This is a genomic window from Streptomyces sp. NPDC007875, assembly GCF_042868035.1.
Taxonomy (GTDB): Bacteria; Actinomycetota; Actinomycetes; order Streptomycetales; family Streptomycetaceae; genus Streptomyces; species Streptomyces antimycoticus.
This window is the reverse complement of the sequence record NZ_JBIADZ010000015.1, coordinates 186,339-201,543: the sequence shown is the minus strand read 5'-3', so window position 1 is coordinate 201,543 and position 15,205 is coordinate 186,339. Positions and strand designations below refer to the sequence as shown.

Here is a 15,205-nt window from a genome sequence, read left to right as displayed (position 1 = left end):
CGGGAGAGACAAGGAGCCATCGACAGTGAACATCGTCGTCTGTGTGAAGTATGTGCCCGCCACCGCCGACCGGACGTTCAGCGCGGCCGACAACACCGTGGACCGGGCCGATGTGGACGGAATGCTCTGTGAACTCGACGAGCACGCCATCGAGGAGGCGCTGAGGATCACGGAGGCCGACGGGGGCGAGGTGACGGTGGTGACCGTCGGGCCCGAGGAAGCGGCCGATGCCATCGCCCGCGGCCTGCAGATGGGGGCGCACCGTGGTGTGCACATCGTCGACGACGCCCTGCACGGCTCCGACGCGGCGGCTACCTCGCTGGTGCTGGCAGCGGCGGTCGGGAAGACCGGCTACGACATCGTGCTGTGCGGGATGGCATCCACCGACGGTGGCATGGGCGTGGTGCCCGCGATGCTGGCCGAGCGGCTGGGCGTGCCGCAGCTGACCCTGGCGTCGCAGGTCACCGTCGAGGGCGGCACCGTCACCATCCGCCGTGAATCCGACAGCGCCACCGAACACATCGAGGCGTCCGGGCCGCTGGTGCTGAGCGTGACCGACCGGAGCAACGAACCGCGTTACCCCTCGTTCAAGGGGATCATGGCGGCCAAGAAGAAACCGGTGGAAACGTGGTCACTCGCGGACCTCGGCATCGCGTCGGAGGTCGGCCTGGAGGCCGCCGGGACGAAGGTCTCGGCGTTCGCCGCCCGCCCGCCGCGCACGGGGGGACAGATCGTGTCCGACGAGGGCGAGGGCGGAGTGCGGCTCGCCGAATACCTCGTCGCGCAGCAGCTCGTCTGAGCTGTCCGCAGCCCCAACCGGAAGGTCCACAAGCGCTATGAGCGAGATTCTCGTCGTCGTCGACCACACCGACGGCGCCATCCGCACGACCACGGCCGAGCTGCTGACCTGCGCGCGCCGCCTCGGCGAGCCGTCCGCGGTGTTCTTCGGAGCCGAGGCGGACCTCATCCCCGGACACCTGGCCGAGTACGGGGCCACGAAGGTCTACGTCCTCGACGACGACGCCTACCGTGACTGCCTGGTGGCGCCCAAGGCCGAGGCGCTCGCCCACCTGGTCGACGACAGGCGGCCTGCTGCCGTGCTGATCCCCTCGACCCTGGAGGGCAAGGAGGTCGCCGCCCGTCTGTCGATCAAGACGGATTCGGGTCTGGTGACCGACGCGAGCGACATCGCGTGGGGCGACGACGGGGCTGTCCACACGACCCAGTCCGTGTTCGGGGGCGCCTTCACCACAACGGCGAGCATCACCAAGGGCACACCGATCGTGACACTGAAGCCGAACTCCCTCACCCCGGAGAACGCCGAAGCCGCCGCCCCGATCGAGGTCGAGACGGTGGACGTGGCGGTGTCCGACGCCGCGAGAGCGGCACGGATCATCAGCCGTGAGCCCCGCGAGAACATCAGCCGCCCCGATCTCGCCGCCGCCTCGATCGTGGTCTCGGGAGGCCGTGGCACGGGCGGTGACTTCGACGCCGTCGAGGCGTTCGCCGACTGTCTCGGAGCCGCAGTGGGCGCCTCACGTGCCGCGGTGGACGCCGGGTGGTATCCGCACGCGCTCCAGGTCGGACAGACCGGTGTGACGGTCTCCCCGCAGCTGTATGTGGCATCGGGTATCTCCGGGGCCATCCAGCACATCGCCGGGATGCGCTCGTCCAAGATCATCGTCGCGGTCAACAAGGACGCCGAGGCACCGATCTTCGGTCTCGCCGACTTCGGTGTCGTCGGCGATCTGAGGTCGGTCCTCGCCCAGGCCACCACCGAGATCGACAACCGCCGGGCAGCCGGCGCCTGACCACCCCTTCAGGAGGTCCTCATGCGGGTCAACGAACCCCGTCCGCTGGGGCGGACATCCGTCCGCACCACCGCCATGTCCTTCGGTGCGGCCCCCATCGGCAATTTCCTGCGCCCCTTCAGTGAGTCCATGGCCATGGACATGGTGTCCCAAGCGTGGGATCTGGGGATGCGCCACTTCGACACCGCTCCGCTGTACGGCCATGGGCTCAGCGAGCACCGTCTCGGTCACGCGCTGCGCGGCTACCCGCGTGACCAGTACGTCATCTCCACCAAGGTCGGCCGGCGGCTCAAGCCGGCGGCGCTCGGCACCTTCGACTCCGGCCTGTGGGTGGAGCCGGCGCCCTTCGCCGCCCATTACGACTATTCCTACGACGGGATCATGCGTTCGGTGGAGGAGAGCCTCCAGCGCATGCTCACCGATCACCGTCGACATTGTGCTGATGCACGACGTGGATCACTACACCCACGGCGACGCCCAGCCGGAGATGTTCCGCCAGGCGGTCGAGGAGGGATTTCCCGCCCTGGTCCGGCTGCGTGAGGAAGGAGTGGTGTCGGCCATCGGGTTCGGCGTCAACGAGACGGACGTGTGTCTGGAGGCCGTCCGGCGGACCGATACCGACTGCGTGCTGCTGGCCGGCCGGTACACCCTGCTGGAGCAGGATCCGCTGGACGAACTGCTGCCCCTGTGCGAGAAGCGGGGTGTCAGCGTGATCCTGGGCGGGGTCTACAACAGCGGTGTGCTGGCCACCGGCGCCATCGAAGGGGCGAAGTTCAACTACGCCCCCGCGCCCCCGGAGATCCTGCGGCGGACGGCGCGGATCCACGCCATCTGCCGCGCACACGACGTGGCTCTGCCCGCCGCCGCACTGGGGTTCGCCGCGGCCCACCCGGCCGTGGCGAGCGTCTGTGTCGGCTCACGCACCCCCGAGCAGCAGAGCGGAAGCGCAGCGCTGTTCGGAACCCAGATCCCCCGGCAACTGTGGGACGACCTGCGGGACGCGGGTCTTCTGCGCCCCGACGCCCCGACGCCGTAGCACGGCGTCCACCCGAGCCGGAACGGAAACCGGACAGGCACCGAACGAACAGGCAGGAGACGAATGAGGGCCGCTCGATTCCATGGACGAGGCGACATACGCATCGAGGAGATCCCGGAACCGGTCGTACGGCCGGGCACAGTGAAGATCAAGGTCGACTGGTGCGGCATCTGCGGCACCGACCTGCACGAATATGTGGACGGCCCCATCTTCTGCCCGACCCCCGAGGAGCCCCATCCGATGACCGGGGAGACCGCACCGGTCGTCCTGGGCCACGAGTTCGCGGGCACGGTCGCCGAACTGGGGGCGGATATCGACGACCTGAGCATGGGTGAGCGCGTGACCGTCGAGCCCAGGCTGGTGTGCCGGTCCTGTCCTCCGTGTCTGGCCGGTCACCACAACAGTTGCGACCGGGCGGCCACCATCGGACTTGCGGGCGGCGGCGGGGGCCTGGCCGAGTACATCGTCGTCGACCGCGAGCTGGTGTTCTCCCTCGGCGAGGTGACGACCGAGGCCGGTGCGCTGATCGAGCCGCTGGCGGTCGCCCACCACGCCGTCGGCAGGGCGGAGATCGCTCCGGGCGCCAGTGCCGCCGTGTTCGGCGCCGGGCCGATCGGGCTGCTGATCGTGACGGTGCTGAAGGCGACCGGCGCCGGGCACATCAGCGTGGTGGAACCGTCCGCCGGGCGTCGGCGCCGAGCGCTCGACGCGGGGGCCGACGCGGTCATCGACCCGCTCGTGGAGAAGGCGGACGAGCGCATCAGGGAGCTCACGGGCGGCGCCGGGGCCGAAGTGGCCTTCGAGTGCGCGGGAGTCGACTCCGTGCTGGCCGGATGCGTCGCAGCGGTCAAGGCCCGCGGGACCGTCGTCAACGTCGCCATACGGAGCCATCCGGCGACGCTGGACATGATTCCGCTCGTGCTCAAGGAGGTGCGACTGGTGGGCACCATCTGCTACGCGGGAGACCACCAGCCCGTCATCGACCTTCTGAACGCGGGCAAGCTTTCGGTGGACCGGTTCATCACCAGGCGCATCGACCTGGACGACTTGGTCGAGGGTGGTTTCCAGGCTCTCCTCGACGGCACCGGAGACGACATCAAGATCCTGGTGCGGCCCTAGGAACCGGAAGACCCCGATCGCGCAGGGCGTCCAGGGGGCGCAGGTTCAAATCCTGTCGTCCCGACCAGCGTTTTCGCAGGTCGACGGCCGTTTCCGCAGAGATGCGGGGGCGGCCTTTCCGGTGTTTTGCGGTGTGTGATCGCAGGCGGTGTCCCAACGCGGTGTTCCGGCTCGGCGGGGCGGGGGATGAGGGCGGGCCGCCTCGACGCAACCGGGGGTAGTTCCAGTGCCCCGTGTCGGGCGGCGGTCGAACGCCGCCCGACACGCCGGTTCAGCCCAGCAGCTCCCGCAGAAAGCCGATCTGCTCGGCCTGCTGATGCGTGCCCCCGCCCTCGTGGCCGTTGAAGGGCCACACCTTGAGGTCCTTCTCACCGGCGTAGTGGTGATGGGCGGCGAAGCCGCAGGAGGTCGGGGTGATCTCATCGCGCAGCGCGGTCGAGAACAGCGCCGGCGCGTTGGCGCGGGCCGCGAAGTTGAGCCCGTCGAAGTGGTCGAGCGTGGCGAACACCCGCTCGGCCAGATGGCGCTGTCCGGCGCAGAACCGGGCCAGTTCCCCATACGGGTCCGCGTCGGTGATCTCGACCGCGCGCCGGATGTGGGTCATGAACGGCACATCCACCAGGGCCGCCGTCAGATCCGGCACCAGCCCGGCCGCCGCCAGAGCCAGCGCACCGCCCTGACTGCCGCCGCTGACCACGATCCGCGCGGGATCCACCAGCGGATGCTCACGGGCGGCCTCCACCGCCCGTACCGCGTCCGTGTACAGCCGTCGGTAGTAGTAGTCGTCCGGCGAGAGGACGCCCTGGGTCATCTTGCCCGGTGTCTCGGGCCCGGTGCCGCCGACCGGATCGGGGGTGACGCCGGGGGAGTGCTGGACCCACCCCTGGCCGCGGCTGTCCATCACGAAGACCGCGTAGCCCACCGACGGCCACAGCAGCCAGTTGTGCGGCAGCCCCCGGCCGCCGTTGTAGCCGAGGTACTGCACCACGCACGGCAGCGGGCCCGCCACATCCCGCGGGGCCAGCAGCCAGCCGCGTATCCGGTGCCCGCCGAAGCCGGAGAACTCCACGTCGTAGGTCTGCACTCGGGTGAGTCCGGTGTCCTCCTCGGTGAACACCGCGTTCAGCTCGCAGGCGCGGGCCTCGGTGAGGGTCCGCGTCCAGAAGGCGTCGAAGCCGTCCGGCTCGGGCAGCGGGGGCTGGTAGGCGCGCAGCTGCTCAAGGGGCAGGTCGATGAACACGGTGGGCGGACCTCCGTAGCGATCGGTGCGGCGACGAACTGGGGCGATATGGGTGGGCGGCGCGGATGGGCGGCGTGGATGGGCGGTGCGGTGAAGGATGGCATATCAGGTGTGAGGGATGGGATTGGTGATACGGGCCCGTCCGGACAGCCGTGCAGCGTTCGAGCCCTCGGTCATAAGAGAGCGCGAAGTGGGGGAGCGGTACTGGACCGGACCATGACCCGGGTGGACAGCTCGGTCCGGATCGCCTCCGGTATCTCGCCGGTCATCAGCCGCAGCAGCTTGCGCAGCGCCGCGGCCGCCATCTCCGACAGCGGCTGACGGACCGTCGTCAGCGCGGGCGTGATCCAGCGGGCCTGCGGCAGATCGTCGAAGCCCACGACGCTGATGTCCCGCGGCACCCTCAGCCCCCGTTCCCCGGCCGCCTGGTACACACCCGGCACCATCTGATCGGAGCAGACGAAGACGGCCGTGGGCGGCTCGTGCAGATCCAGCAGCTCGGCCATCCGGTGGCGCGCCCCGGCCTCGCTGATGTCGCCGTAGCGCACATACGCGGACGGCACCGGCAAAGCGGCCGCCGCCATCGCCGACCGGTACCCGGCGACCCGGCCACCGTCGCGCACCGCCCGCCCCAGGCCGCCGATCACCGCGATCCGGCGGTGCCCCAGCCCGATGAGGTGCTCGGTCGCGGCCATCCCGCCCTGCCAGTTGGCGGCCGCCACGGACGGCACCCCGGGCGGCGGGTCGTGCGCGGGGTCGATCAGCACAAACGGGATCCGGTGCTCATCCAGCCAGGCGTACTGGGCGGGCGCGAGCTCCGTGAGATGGAACAGCACGCCTGAGCTGCCCCGGGCGTACAGCTTGTCCGGCCAGCCGCGCTCGCTCGAGCCGCCCCGGCCACGGGTGGCCGCGGCCGAGACCACCAGCTCGAGTCCCGCCTCGTGCGCCGCCTCCGCCGCGCCGTGCAGCACCGCCCCCGACCACGCGTTGTCGAGTGAGTGCACCACCAGGTCGACCATTGCGGCCGGTTTGGGCGTCTCGCAGCGCGGCCTGCGGATGTACCCCAGGCGGTCCAGGACCTCGGTGACCCGGCGACGGGTCTCGGGGGCCACGTCCTCCCGGCCGTTGACCACCTTCGAAGCGGTCGGTACCGACACACCCGCCTCACGGGCGACGACCGCCAGCGTGGGCCCCGTCGATCCCGAGGAACGAGCCATCGAGACTCCCTTCCCTAACCGCCCACGTGGAACCCTGACCGGGCAGCAATCGGTTTCTACCCTAAGGCCGCCTCAAGTCGCCGGGAAGACCCGGGAGTCGAGGGGGGACGCCCACGCCTCCTTGTCGCCGCCGCCCGCCGAAACGTTGCCTGCCACCCGCCGAAACCCTGCCCGCCGAAACCTTGCCCGCTCCCCGCGCCATCTCCTGTTGGCCGCGTTGGTCCTCGCCCTCCTGCCGCTGCAGGGGCCCGCCTGGGCCGCCACCTCCCACCCGGGCCCCGCCCCCGTCCCCCGGCCATGTCTGGACCGGCACCTGGGAGGCCGCGGCGTCCGGGACCGTCGCCGCCCTGCCCGGTCAGTCGATCCGCAATGTGATGCACACCAGCGTCGGCGGCCACGCCGTCCGCGTACGGGTGACCAACCGCCTCGGCAGGGCGCCCCTCCAACTCACCTGCGTGGCCGCCGCCTTGCAGGAGAGCGGAGCGCCCAAGGGCGCGGGCGCCCGTGCCGGGACCATGCGCACGGCCACCTTCCGCCATACGGCCTCGGTCACGGTTGCGGCCGGTCAGGACGTGGTCGGCGATCCGGTGCAGCCGCGGGTGGCCCCGGACTCCAACCCGCTGATCACCCTCTGCACACCGGTCGGCTCGGGCCCGGCGACGTACCACCACTCGGCCCCGCAGACCTCGTTCCTGGCGCCGGACGGCGACCACACCGCGCAGGAGAGCGGCGCCGCGTATACCGCCACCACCAGCTCCTGGTACTACGTGACGGGTGTGGACGTGCTCGGCGCACCCCGCCCTGGGCAGTGTGGTCGCGCTCGGCGACTCCATCACCGACGGCTCCGGATCGACGTCGAGCGCCAACCGCCGCCGGCCGGACCGGCTCGCGGCCCGGCCGCGCGCGCTGCCCCCGCAGCGCTGCCTCGGGGGCTGAACGCCGGGATCGCGGGCAACCGCGTTCTCGCGGGACCGCAGGCCATGGCCGACGCGATCGACCTGCGCGACCTGTGTCCGGCCCGCTGACACGGACCCGCGCCCGTACGAAGCTCAGCCGCTCGCACGAGGAGCCGCCCGCACGGAGCTCAGCGGTCGATCCGCGCTCCGTGCGGGCCCGTGTCCGGCACCTCCCCGACCCGCGCCGCGGCCGGGTTGAGCACCCGGGTGAGAAAGGCCCGGGTGCGGGGATGGACCGGATCGGACACGACCTGCTCCGGTCCGCCCTCCTCCACGATCACCCCGTCGTCCATGAACACGACCCGGTCGGCGACCTCCCGCGCGAAGCTCATCTCATGGGTGACGACCAGCATGGTCATCCCCTCGTCCGCGAGGGCGCGCATCACGGCGAGCACATCGCCGACCAGCTCCGGATCGAGCGCCGAGGTCGGCTCGTCGAAGAGCATCAACTCCGGTTCCATGGACAGCGCCCGGGCGATGGCCACCCGCTGTTGCTGGCCACCCGACAGCTGCGCCGGATAGGCCGACTCCTTGTCGCTCAGGCCGACCCGCCGCAGAGTGTCCCGCCCGATCCGTACCGCCTCCGCCTTGTCGCGGCGCAGTACGCGCCGCTGGGCGATGGTGAGGTTCTCCAGGGCGGTCAGATGCGGAAAGAGGTTGAACGCCTGGAACACCATGCCGATCCGCCGCCGCACCCGGTCGATGTCCACGTCCGGGTCGGTGACCTCGGTGCCCGCCACGGTGACCGAGCCCGAGGTCGGCTCCTCCAGGAGGTTCACACAGCGCAGCAGCGTCGACTTGCCGGATCCCGACGGGCCGATGACACAGACCACCTCGCCCCGCCGGACGGTGAGGTCGATGCCCTTGAGCACCTCCAGCGCGCCGAAGGACTTGTGCAGACCCGCCACGTGGATGGCGATGCCGTCCGCATCGCCGGTCTCCTTCACCACCGTCGTCTCCTTCATACCGGTCACCTCGCCTTCGCCGAACGGGCCTCGAGCCGGCGCACCAGATGGCCGAGCGGAACGGTGATGATCAGGTAGCACACCCCGGCGACCAGGATCGGGGTGAGGCTGCGGTGCTGATTCAGCGCGTCCCGGCCGAACTTGGACAGTTCGTACTGGTCCAGGGACAGCCCCAGCAGATAGACCAGGGACGAGTCCTTGGTCAGCAGCACGAGTTCATTGGTGAGCGGCGGCAGGACGATGCGGAACGCCTGCGGGATGATGATCGAGGCCATCGCCCGGCTGTGGGACATGCCCAGCGAACGCGCCGCCTCCATCTGCCCCTTGGGCACCGCCTGGATGCCCGCCCGCATCGTCTCCGCGATGTAGGCGGCTCCGACGAGCCCCAGCGCCAGCATCACCGTGACGTGCCGGTCCAGCGCCACCTGGAAGGCGAGCGGCACCCCGAAGCCCAGCGCGATGAACACCAGCAGCGCGGGCACCCCGCGGAAGAACTCGATGTAGGCGACCGCCAGCCAGCGGTACGGCGGCACCTGCGAGAGCCGCATCAGCGCCAGCACCACCCCCAGGACAAGGCCGAAGCCGAACCCGAGCAGGGTGTAGACGACCGTGTTGACCAGGGCGGTGGTGATGATGTCGGGGAACAGGGACCGGGCGACCTCGGCGTCGAAGAAGGCGCGCCGCAGTTCACCCCAGTCCGCGGCCAGGACGATGGCGAGCAGCAGGGCGATGAGCACGGCGTACTGCACCGCTCGTATCGCCCGCGCCCGCTGCCGGCGGGTCATTGCCATAAGTGTGCGGACTCCTCAGCTCCGATGGCCGTCAGCGGGTGTCACTTCTTGGGCGCGGTGCCGAACCACTTCTTGTAGATCCGGTCGTAAGAGCCGTCCGCCCGGGCGTCCTTCAGCACCGCGTCGATCTTCTTGCGCAGCGCGTCATTGCCGGTCCGCACGGCGATGCCGTACTGCTCGCCGGTGTCGAACTCGGCCGTCACCGTGGTGTCGGCGTTGTCCTTGACGTAGTCGTAGAGCACACCGTTGTCGTTGATGCCCGCGTCGGTCTGCCCGGTCTTGACGGCGGTCAGCAGCAGCGCGAGATCCTCGAACTGGACCAGCTTGGCACCCTTGGCGTGCTTCTGGGCGTAGCTCTCACCGGTGGTCCCCTGCTGGACCGCGAGCTTCTTGCCCTTGAGGTCGGCGAGGGACTTGTAGGGCTTGCCCTTGGTGGTGAGCAGCGCCTGCGTGGCCTCGAAATACGGAGCGGAGAAGTCGAGGTTCTTCTCGCGTACGTCGGTGATGGTCATCCCGGCGGCGGCCACGTCGCACTGGTTGGTATTGAGGTCCTCCCCGGACTGGATGCCCTCGAAGGGCGTATCCACGATCTCCTGCTTCACATCGAGCGCCGAGGCCACGAGGTCGACCATGTCCACATCGAAGCCGACGATCTTCTTGCCCTGCTTGGACTGGAAGGGCGGATAGGGCAGATGCGTGCAGGTCGTGAGCTTCCCGGAATTCACCAGGCTGATGTCGTCGCCGCCGGACCCGGACGACTTGGTGCTGGTGCACCCGGCCAGGAGGGCGGATACGGCGGCGACGGCTATGACGGGCAACGCGGAGCGAGCGGACACGGCACCTCCGGGACAGGGTCGGCGGACGACCGCGGACCTCATGATCAGTGAGTCGGGCCGAATCCTCCCACCGGATATGCCGCGGTGTCTTTACGCGCGCAATTGCGACCGGATAACGGAGAGGCGAGGTCAGCGCCGTCGGCGCCGCTTGCGGCGCTTGCTCCAGAACCAGCCGGCCGGCGGCTCGTCCGCCCGCCAGGGCTGGGGCTCGGGCGCGCCGCGCCGCCACCGCGCGGTCAGCATCCGGGTGCGCGCGGCGGGCTCGGCGACCTCGGCGTCCCGTATGAAGTCCTCGTCGAGGGTGACGTCGTCCCAGCCGTCCGCGTCATCGTCCCCGCGGGGCGTGGATCCGGTGCTCAAGGGGCACCTCCCGTTGCCATGGTGCCGCTCGGGCACAAGAGCGTGTTCCTCGAGCGGTGAACGCATGGGGTGTCCGCCGAGTTCCGGTGGACACCGCGCGGGACATGCCCGGGTCCGGTGGAGATCAGCCGCTCCGGGCGTGAATAGAAGACCAGCAGTTCAGGGGCCTGGATCGGTCCTGCGAAGGTCAGCCGGCCAGGGTCTGGAGCGGGGTCCACACCCGCATCGCGCCGGGCTCGCGGTTCGCCCACGCGTAGTACGGGATCGCGGTCACCGGGACCGGATCGAGGGCTTCCGTGCCGCCCGCGTCCCCGCCGGGGCGCCCGCCGCCGCCCGACCCCACGCCGCCGTCGCGGTATGGCCACCACCCGTCGCGCGCGACGGCATGGCGCAGGGCCAGGGAGGTGATCACGGTCACCCCGCCCAGCAGGTCCGGCCGGTGCTCCGCGCTCAGCGCGGCATCCGGATCGAGGGCGATGTCGTCCAGCCGCAGCCCGGCGGGCTGGTCGGGCTGCTCCAGGCAGTACACCAGCGGGCCGCGCTCGATCGCGGCGCAGCCGCGCACCCCGTCGGCCCGCGGATCGGGCCGGGTGAGCCGGGCGTCCAGGGACAGGCTCAGCACCACCGTCTCGCCGGGCCGCCAGCGCCGCCGCAGCCGCAGCCAGCCGTTCTCGGCCCGCTCGGCCACCGGCTCCCCGCCAACCGTCGCCTCGTACGCCGTCGCCCAGTGCGGGATGCGCAGCGACAGCGTCCAGTCCGTGTCCTGCGGGGCCGCGTCCACGACCACCGCGATCCGCCCCTCCCAGGGGTAGCCGGTCCCCACCCGTACCGCCCCGTCGCCCGCCTCGTACGAGCCGGACGCGTACTGGTGCAGCTGCAGTCCCTGGGCGTCGCCGCTCGCCATGTAGTGCGGCAGCGAGGCCAGCAGCCGCATCACGTTGGGCGGGCAGCAGGCACAGCGGAACCACGGCGTCCGGTAAGCGCTCTGGTCACCGGTGGCATCCTTACGGCTCTCATCGTCCTGGCGGACCTGCAGCGGATTCACATAGAGCCAGCGCTCACCGTCGATCGACACCCCCGACGCGAAGCCGTTGAACAGGGTCCGCTCCACCAGATCGCTGTAGCGGGCCTCCCCGGTCAGCAGCGCCATCCGCCATCCGAAGTGGATGGCGGCGATGGCCGCGCAGGTCTCCGCGTACGCCCGGTCCGGCGGCAGCTCGTACGCGTCCCCGAAGGACTCCAGCTCGTGCCGGGACCCCACCCCGCCCGTCAGATAGGTCTTCGTCGTGGCCATGTCCTCCCACAGCCGCACCAGGGCGTCCCGCAGCCCCGCGTCGCCGGTCTCCGCCGCCACATCCGCGGCCCCGGCCAGGAGATACAGCTGGCGCACCGCATGCCCGGCGACCGCCGTCGCCTCCCGCACCGGGGTGTGGTCCTGCCAGTAGGGTGCCCCGGGCCGGGGGCCGGGCGAGCCCTCCGCCGGGCCGTCGCCCAGGCTCCCCTGCCCGCGCCGGTCCACGAAGTACCCGGCCAGATCGAGATAGCGCCGCTCACCGGTCTCCCGGTACAGCTCCACCAACGCCGTCTCTATCTCCGGATGTCCGCACACCGTCTCGTTCCTGCCGGGCCCGAACGTGGCGTCGACGAGATCGGCGCAGCGCACCGCCACATCGAGCAGCCCGTGCGCGCCGGTGGCCCGGTGGTGCGCGACCGCGGCCTGGATGAGGTGGCCCGCGCAGTACAGCTCGTGCCCCCAGTGCGGTTCCGCCCACCGCCGGGCGTCCGGCCCCAGCTGGTAGTACGTCTGCAGATAGCCGTCCTCGGCCTGCGCGGCCGCGACCAGCCCGGCGAGCCGCTCCACCTGCCGGGCCAGCTCCTCCTCGGCCGGCCCCTCGCCGCCGTCCGCCAGCTGCCAGGACGCCGCCTCGAGCCACTTGTGTACATCGGAGTCCTGGAACGGGAAGTCACCCCGGAAACCGGACTCCGCCGGCGCCGCCCCCGCGGCGGCCCGCAGATTGGCGAGATTGCCCGCCCGCTCCAGCCGGTCCGGCCCCTGGGGAACGCTCACTTCGGCGTTGACACGGCGTCTGGCGGCCCAGAAGCCTCCGGTGATCCGCGCCGCGGTGGCCGGGCGGAGCGCGGTGTGCGCTCCCCGGGAGAGCCGGATCGGACCTGCGGACATGCCCTGCCCCTTACGCCGCGCCGCCGGCCATGCCTGTCTCCCGGCCGGCAGGAGTGGAAAGCGATTTCCGCCGCGAGCATAAGGAGGCGTTCTTCCGGCCGACAAGCCTTTGCGCACACCATTCATCAACGTTCAACAAGCGGTCACGGTGGGCGGGTGAGACGGGCAGGCGGCGGCTTTACGCCGAGGTCAGCGTCCTCCGCTCGGCCACATGGGCCACCACACACGTGACGTTGTCGGGCCCGCCCGCGCGGTTGGCGAGGGCGACCAACTGCCGTGCGGCCGTGCCCGGGTCGTCCTCCGAGGCGAGCGCCCGCCGGATCTCCCCGGCGGGCACGACCCCCGTCAGCCCGTCCGAGCACAGCAGATAGCGGTCCTCGGCGCGGGCGTCCCGCAGGGCGAAGTCCGGCTCGAACGCCGAACCGCCGCCCACGGCGCGCAGCAGCAGCGCCCGCTGGGGGTGCGAGGCGGCCTCCTCGGGGGTGATCCGCCCCTCGTCGAGCAGCGACTGGACCACGGTGTGGTCATGGGTGATCTGGAACAGCTCGCCGTCGCGCAGCAGATAGGCGCGCGAGTCGCCGATATGGACCAGGCCCAGCCGGGAGCCCGACCACACCATCGCGGTGAGCGTCGTGCCGACATCCCGCAGCGCGGGGTCGGACGCGGCCAGCGCCGAGACCGACTCCCGGGCCCGGTGCGCCGCCTCCTCCAGGGCGCTCAGCAACTCCCCGCCCGGGACGCCCGCATCCAGCGGTTTGAGCGCCTCGATCGCCGCCTCGCCGGCGTGCCGTCCGCCGCCGAATCCGTCAGCCACGGCCAGCAGGCGCGGACCGGCGTACCCGGCGTCGTCATTGCTCTCCCGGACCGAGCCGGTGTCGGAGAGCACGGCGTAGCGGATTCCCAGGGTGGTGTGGTCGGAAGACATCGTGGTGTCCCTCCCGGACAGATGGTCGACGAGGAAGGCGGCCAGGTCCCTCCTGGCCGCGGTGTCGGCCTCGACCCGCGCCCAGTACGCGCGCACCTCCCGCGCGGCCGCCTCCGGGTCCAGCTCGCACACCGCCCGGATCTCGGCGAGCGGCATGCCGAGCCGCCTCAGCCACGCCACCAGACGGGCCCGCTCCAGCTGTGCCGGATCGTAGAGCCGGTAGCCGGAGTGCGGATCGACGCGGGCGGGCGGCAGCAGCCCGAGCTCGTCGTACAGGCGCAGCGCCTTGGGGGACAGCCGCGACGCCCTCGCGAACGCACCGATGGTCAGCAGCCCCATGTTCGCCCTCCTCGCCGCCGGGCACCTCGCCCGGCGACCACGATGCTCGGGCTTCCCCCTTGGGGAAGGTCAACGGCGGGTCCGCGATCAGAATCTCTCCTCTCACGCGATGAATTTCCACAGCAAGCGAGCGTATTTAATCTGATATCAGTCCCTCATAACAATGAATCGGTCATATCCATACATCTTCCCTTCTTCGGGTATCCGCCATGCTTTCCCCGGGAATTGACGGTGTATCCGTGCAGTCTCGTGGCTTCACGAGAAGAGGGAGGTCCTCTCATGACCGTTTCCACCACCCCCGGCACCGTCTGGGGCACCTGGATCAACCTGCAGGGCGGCATCCACTCCGAGCCCGCCCCGGTCGCGTTCGCCGACGACCGGGTGCAGGTCTTCATCCGGGGCGGGTCCAACGTCCTGTGGAGCAGGGTGGAGGCCCGCGACGGCAGTTGGGGTCCGTGGCAGCAGTACGCGGGCCTGTCCGTCGACGGCATCCCCGCGCCGATCCGGGGCAAGGACGGCAAGGTCCGGGTCTTCTACCGCACCCCGGGCAACAATCTGGAGGTCATCACCCAGACCTCCATCAACTCCGGGTACGGACCGCCCCAGATCCTGGCCACCGGCATCGGGGACGACCCGGCCGCCGCGCTCGGCGCCGATGGCCGCATCTATGTGTTCTTCCCCGGCGCCGACGACGCCCTGTGGTACCTCCGCAACCAGGATCTGCAGTACGAGACCTACACCGCCGCCACATCGCTGGGCGGTGGCATCTTCGCCACGCCGTCGCCCATCCTCGACGGCGGAGGGCGGATCGTGGTGGCGGTCAAGGGTGCGGGCGAGACGCTGTACACCATCCAGCAGCAGACCGAGAACTCCACCGTCTGGGAGCCCTTCTCCCTCGATGCCTCCAACGTGACCAGCCGCCCCTCGGTATGCCTCGACGCGGCGGGCCGGGTGCAGATCTTCTACCGGGGTTCCGACGGGACCGTCCGGCGCGTCGGGCAGAGCGACGACTACACCACGTTCGGCGCCCCCGTGAGTCTCGGCGCGCAGATCGTCTGGCGGCCCACCTGCGCCCTGGCCCAGGACGGCCGGGTCAACGTGTTCATCAAGGCCACCGACAACGCCCTGTGGGTCGCCGTGCAGACCACGGAGAACGGCGCGACCTACAGTGGCTTCCAGTCCCTGGGCGGGGTCGTCGGCTCCGCGGGCGTCGGCGTCCCCATCCTCAACGAGGAGAATCTGCTCTACGTCTTCATTCAGGGCAGCGGAACCGCCAGGGACCTCTGGCTGCAGCGCCAGACGTTCGTCTGATCCGCCCCTCGCCGCATCGCTGATCCGCTCGGCTCACCGCACCACCTCATCGCGCGTCTTCCAGGGCTCCCCGGTTTTCGAAACTTTCGCACCCTCTCCAGGGGCTGTCGGAAGTCA

15 protein-coding genes are annotated in these 15,205 nt (G+C 70.7%); 7 read left to right on the top strand and 8 right to left on the bottom strand.

Features of this window, described 5'->3' with window-relative positions:
• Positions 1–25 precede the first annotated feature (25 nt).
• The 5 genes from ACFYOY_RS28935 to ACFYOY_RS28915 all read left to right on the top strand — a co-directional run bounded on the left by ACFYOY_RS28935 (position 26) and on the right by ACFYOY_RS28915 (position 3,966).
• Complete coding sequence (locus ACFYOY_RS28935) at positions 26–799, top strand: electron transfer flavoprotein subunit beta/FixA family protein (RefSeq protein ID WP_388590456.1); 774 nt, start codon at positions 26–28, stop codon at positions 797–799.
• Between the two features lie 37 nt (positions 800–836).
• A complete protein-coding gene (locus ACFYOY_RS28930) occupies positions 837–1,811 on the top strand; it encodes an electron transfer flavoprotein subunit alpha/FixB family protein (RefSeq protein ID WP_351890727.1) in 975 nt (324 codons plus the stop codon).
• A 21-nt stretch (positions 1,812–1,832) separates the two neighbouring features.
• Complete coding sequence (locus ACFYOY_RS28925) at positions 1,833–2,351, top strand: aldo/keto reductase (RefSeq protein WP_388590454.1); 519 nt, start codon at positions 1,833–1,835, stop codon at positions 2,349–2,351.
• On the top strand, positions 2,254–2,847 hold the full coding sequence (locus tag ACFYOY_RS28920; protein ID WP_388590452.1) for an aldo/keto reductase: 594 nt from the start codon (positions 2,254–2,256) through the stop codon (positions 2,845–2,847). The genes ACFYOY_RS28925 and ACFYOY_RS28920 overlap by 98 nt, the downstream gene beginning before the upstream one ends.
• Positions 2,848–2,910: 63 nt before the next feature.
• The gene (locus ACFYOY_RS28915) at positions 2,911–3,966 is read left to right on the top strand and encodes a 2,3-butanediol dehydrogenase (protein ID WP_351890716.1); all 1,056 of its coding nucleotides are present in this window, start codon (positions 2,911–2,913) and stop codon (positions 3,964–3,966) included.
• A gap of 271 nt (positions 3,967–4,237) precedes the next feature.
• Here the strand turns inward: ACFYOY_RS28915 and ACFYOY_RS28910 are convergent, their stop codons facing one another.
• Together ACFYOY_RS28910 and ACFYOY_RS28905 are read right to left on the bottom strand one after the other, a co-directional pair.
• Positions 4,238–5,206 (bottom strand): acetylxylan esterase, encoded by a 969-nt coding sequence (locus tag ACFYOY_RS28910; RefSeq protein WP_351890711.1) that lies wholly within the window; start codon positions 5,204–5,206, stop codon positions 4,238–4,240.
• Between the two features lie 173 nt (positions 5,207–5,379).
• Positions 5,380–6,423: a LacI family DNA-binding transcriptional regulator gene (locus ACFYOY_RS28905; RefSeq protein ID WP_388590449.1), complete on the bottom strand. Its 1,044-nt coding sequence runs from the start codon at positions 6,421–6,423 to the stop codon at positions 5,380–5,382.
• 371 nt (positions 6,424–6,794) lie between these two features.
• On the opposite strand from ACFYOY_RS28905, the gene ACFYOY_RS28900 reads away from it, so the two are divergent.
• Positions 6,795–7,448 carry a hypothetical protein gene (locus tag ACFYOY_RS28900; protein ID WP_388590447.1) on the top strand — a complete coding sequence of 218 codons (654 nt, stop codon included), beginning with the start codon at positions 6,795–6,797 and terminating at the stop codon, positions 7,446–7,448.
• Between the two features lie 59 nt (positions 7,449–7,507).
• Here the strand turns inward: ACFYOY_RS28900 and ACFYOY_RS28895 are convergent, their stop codons facing one another.
• The 6 genes from ACFYOY_RS28895 to ACFYOY_RS28870 form a co-directional block, all read right to left on the bottom strand.
• Positions 7,508–8,344, bottom strand: coding sequence for an amino acid ABC transporter ATP-binding protein (locus tag ACFYOY_RS28895; protein ID WP_351890694.1), 837 nt, complete (start codon positions 8,342–8,344; stop codon positions 7,508–7,510).
• A 5-nt stretch (positions 8,345–8,349) separates the two neighbouring features.
• Complete coding sequence (locus ACFYOY_RS28890) at positions 8,350–9,135, bottom strand: amino acid ABC transporter permease (RefSeq protein ID WP_059146648.1); 786 nt, start codon at positions 9,133–9,135, stop codon at positions 8,350–8,352.
• A 41-nt stretch (positions 9,136–9,176) separates the two neighbouring features.
• Positions 9,177–9,971: an ABC transporter substrate-binding protein gene (locus ACFYOY_RS28885; protein ID WP_351890686.1), complete on the bottom strand. Its 795-nt coding sequence runs from the start codon at positions 9,969–9,971 to the stop codon at positions 9,177–9,179.
• A gap of 129 nt (positions 9,972–10,100) precedes the next feature.
• Complete coding sequence (locus ACFYOY_RS28880) at positions 10,101–10,331, bottom strand: hypothetical protein (protein ID WP_078646228.1); 231 nt, start codon at positions 10,329–10,331, stop codon at positions 10,101–10,103.
• 187 nt (positions 10,332–10,518) lie between these two features.
• A complete protein-coding gene (locus tag ACFYOY_RS28875; protein WP_351890675.1) occupies positions 10,519–12,513 on the bottom strand; it encodes a beta-L-arabinofuranosidase domain-containing protein in 1,995 nt (664 codons plus the stop codon).
• Between the two features lie 178 nt (positions 12,514–12,691).
• Entirely contained in the window at positions 12,692–13,777 is a 1,086-nt protein-coding gene (locus ACFYOY_RS28870) for a MerR family transcriptional regulator (protein ID WP_351890668.1), read from the bottom strand.
• A 279-nt stretch (positions 13,778–14,056) separates the two neighbouring features.
• Between ACFYOY_RS28870 and ACFYOY_RS28865 the strand changes: the two genes are divergently transcribed.
• The gene (locus ACFYOY_RS28865) at positions 14,057–15,088 is read left to right on the top strand and encodes a hypothetical protein (protein WP_351890663.1); all 1,032 of its coding nucleotides are present in this window, start codon (positions 14,057–14,059) and stop codon (positions 15,086–15,088) included.
• Positions 15,089–15,205 lie beyond the last annotated feature (117 nt).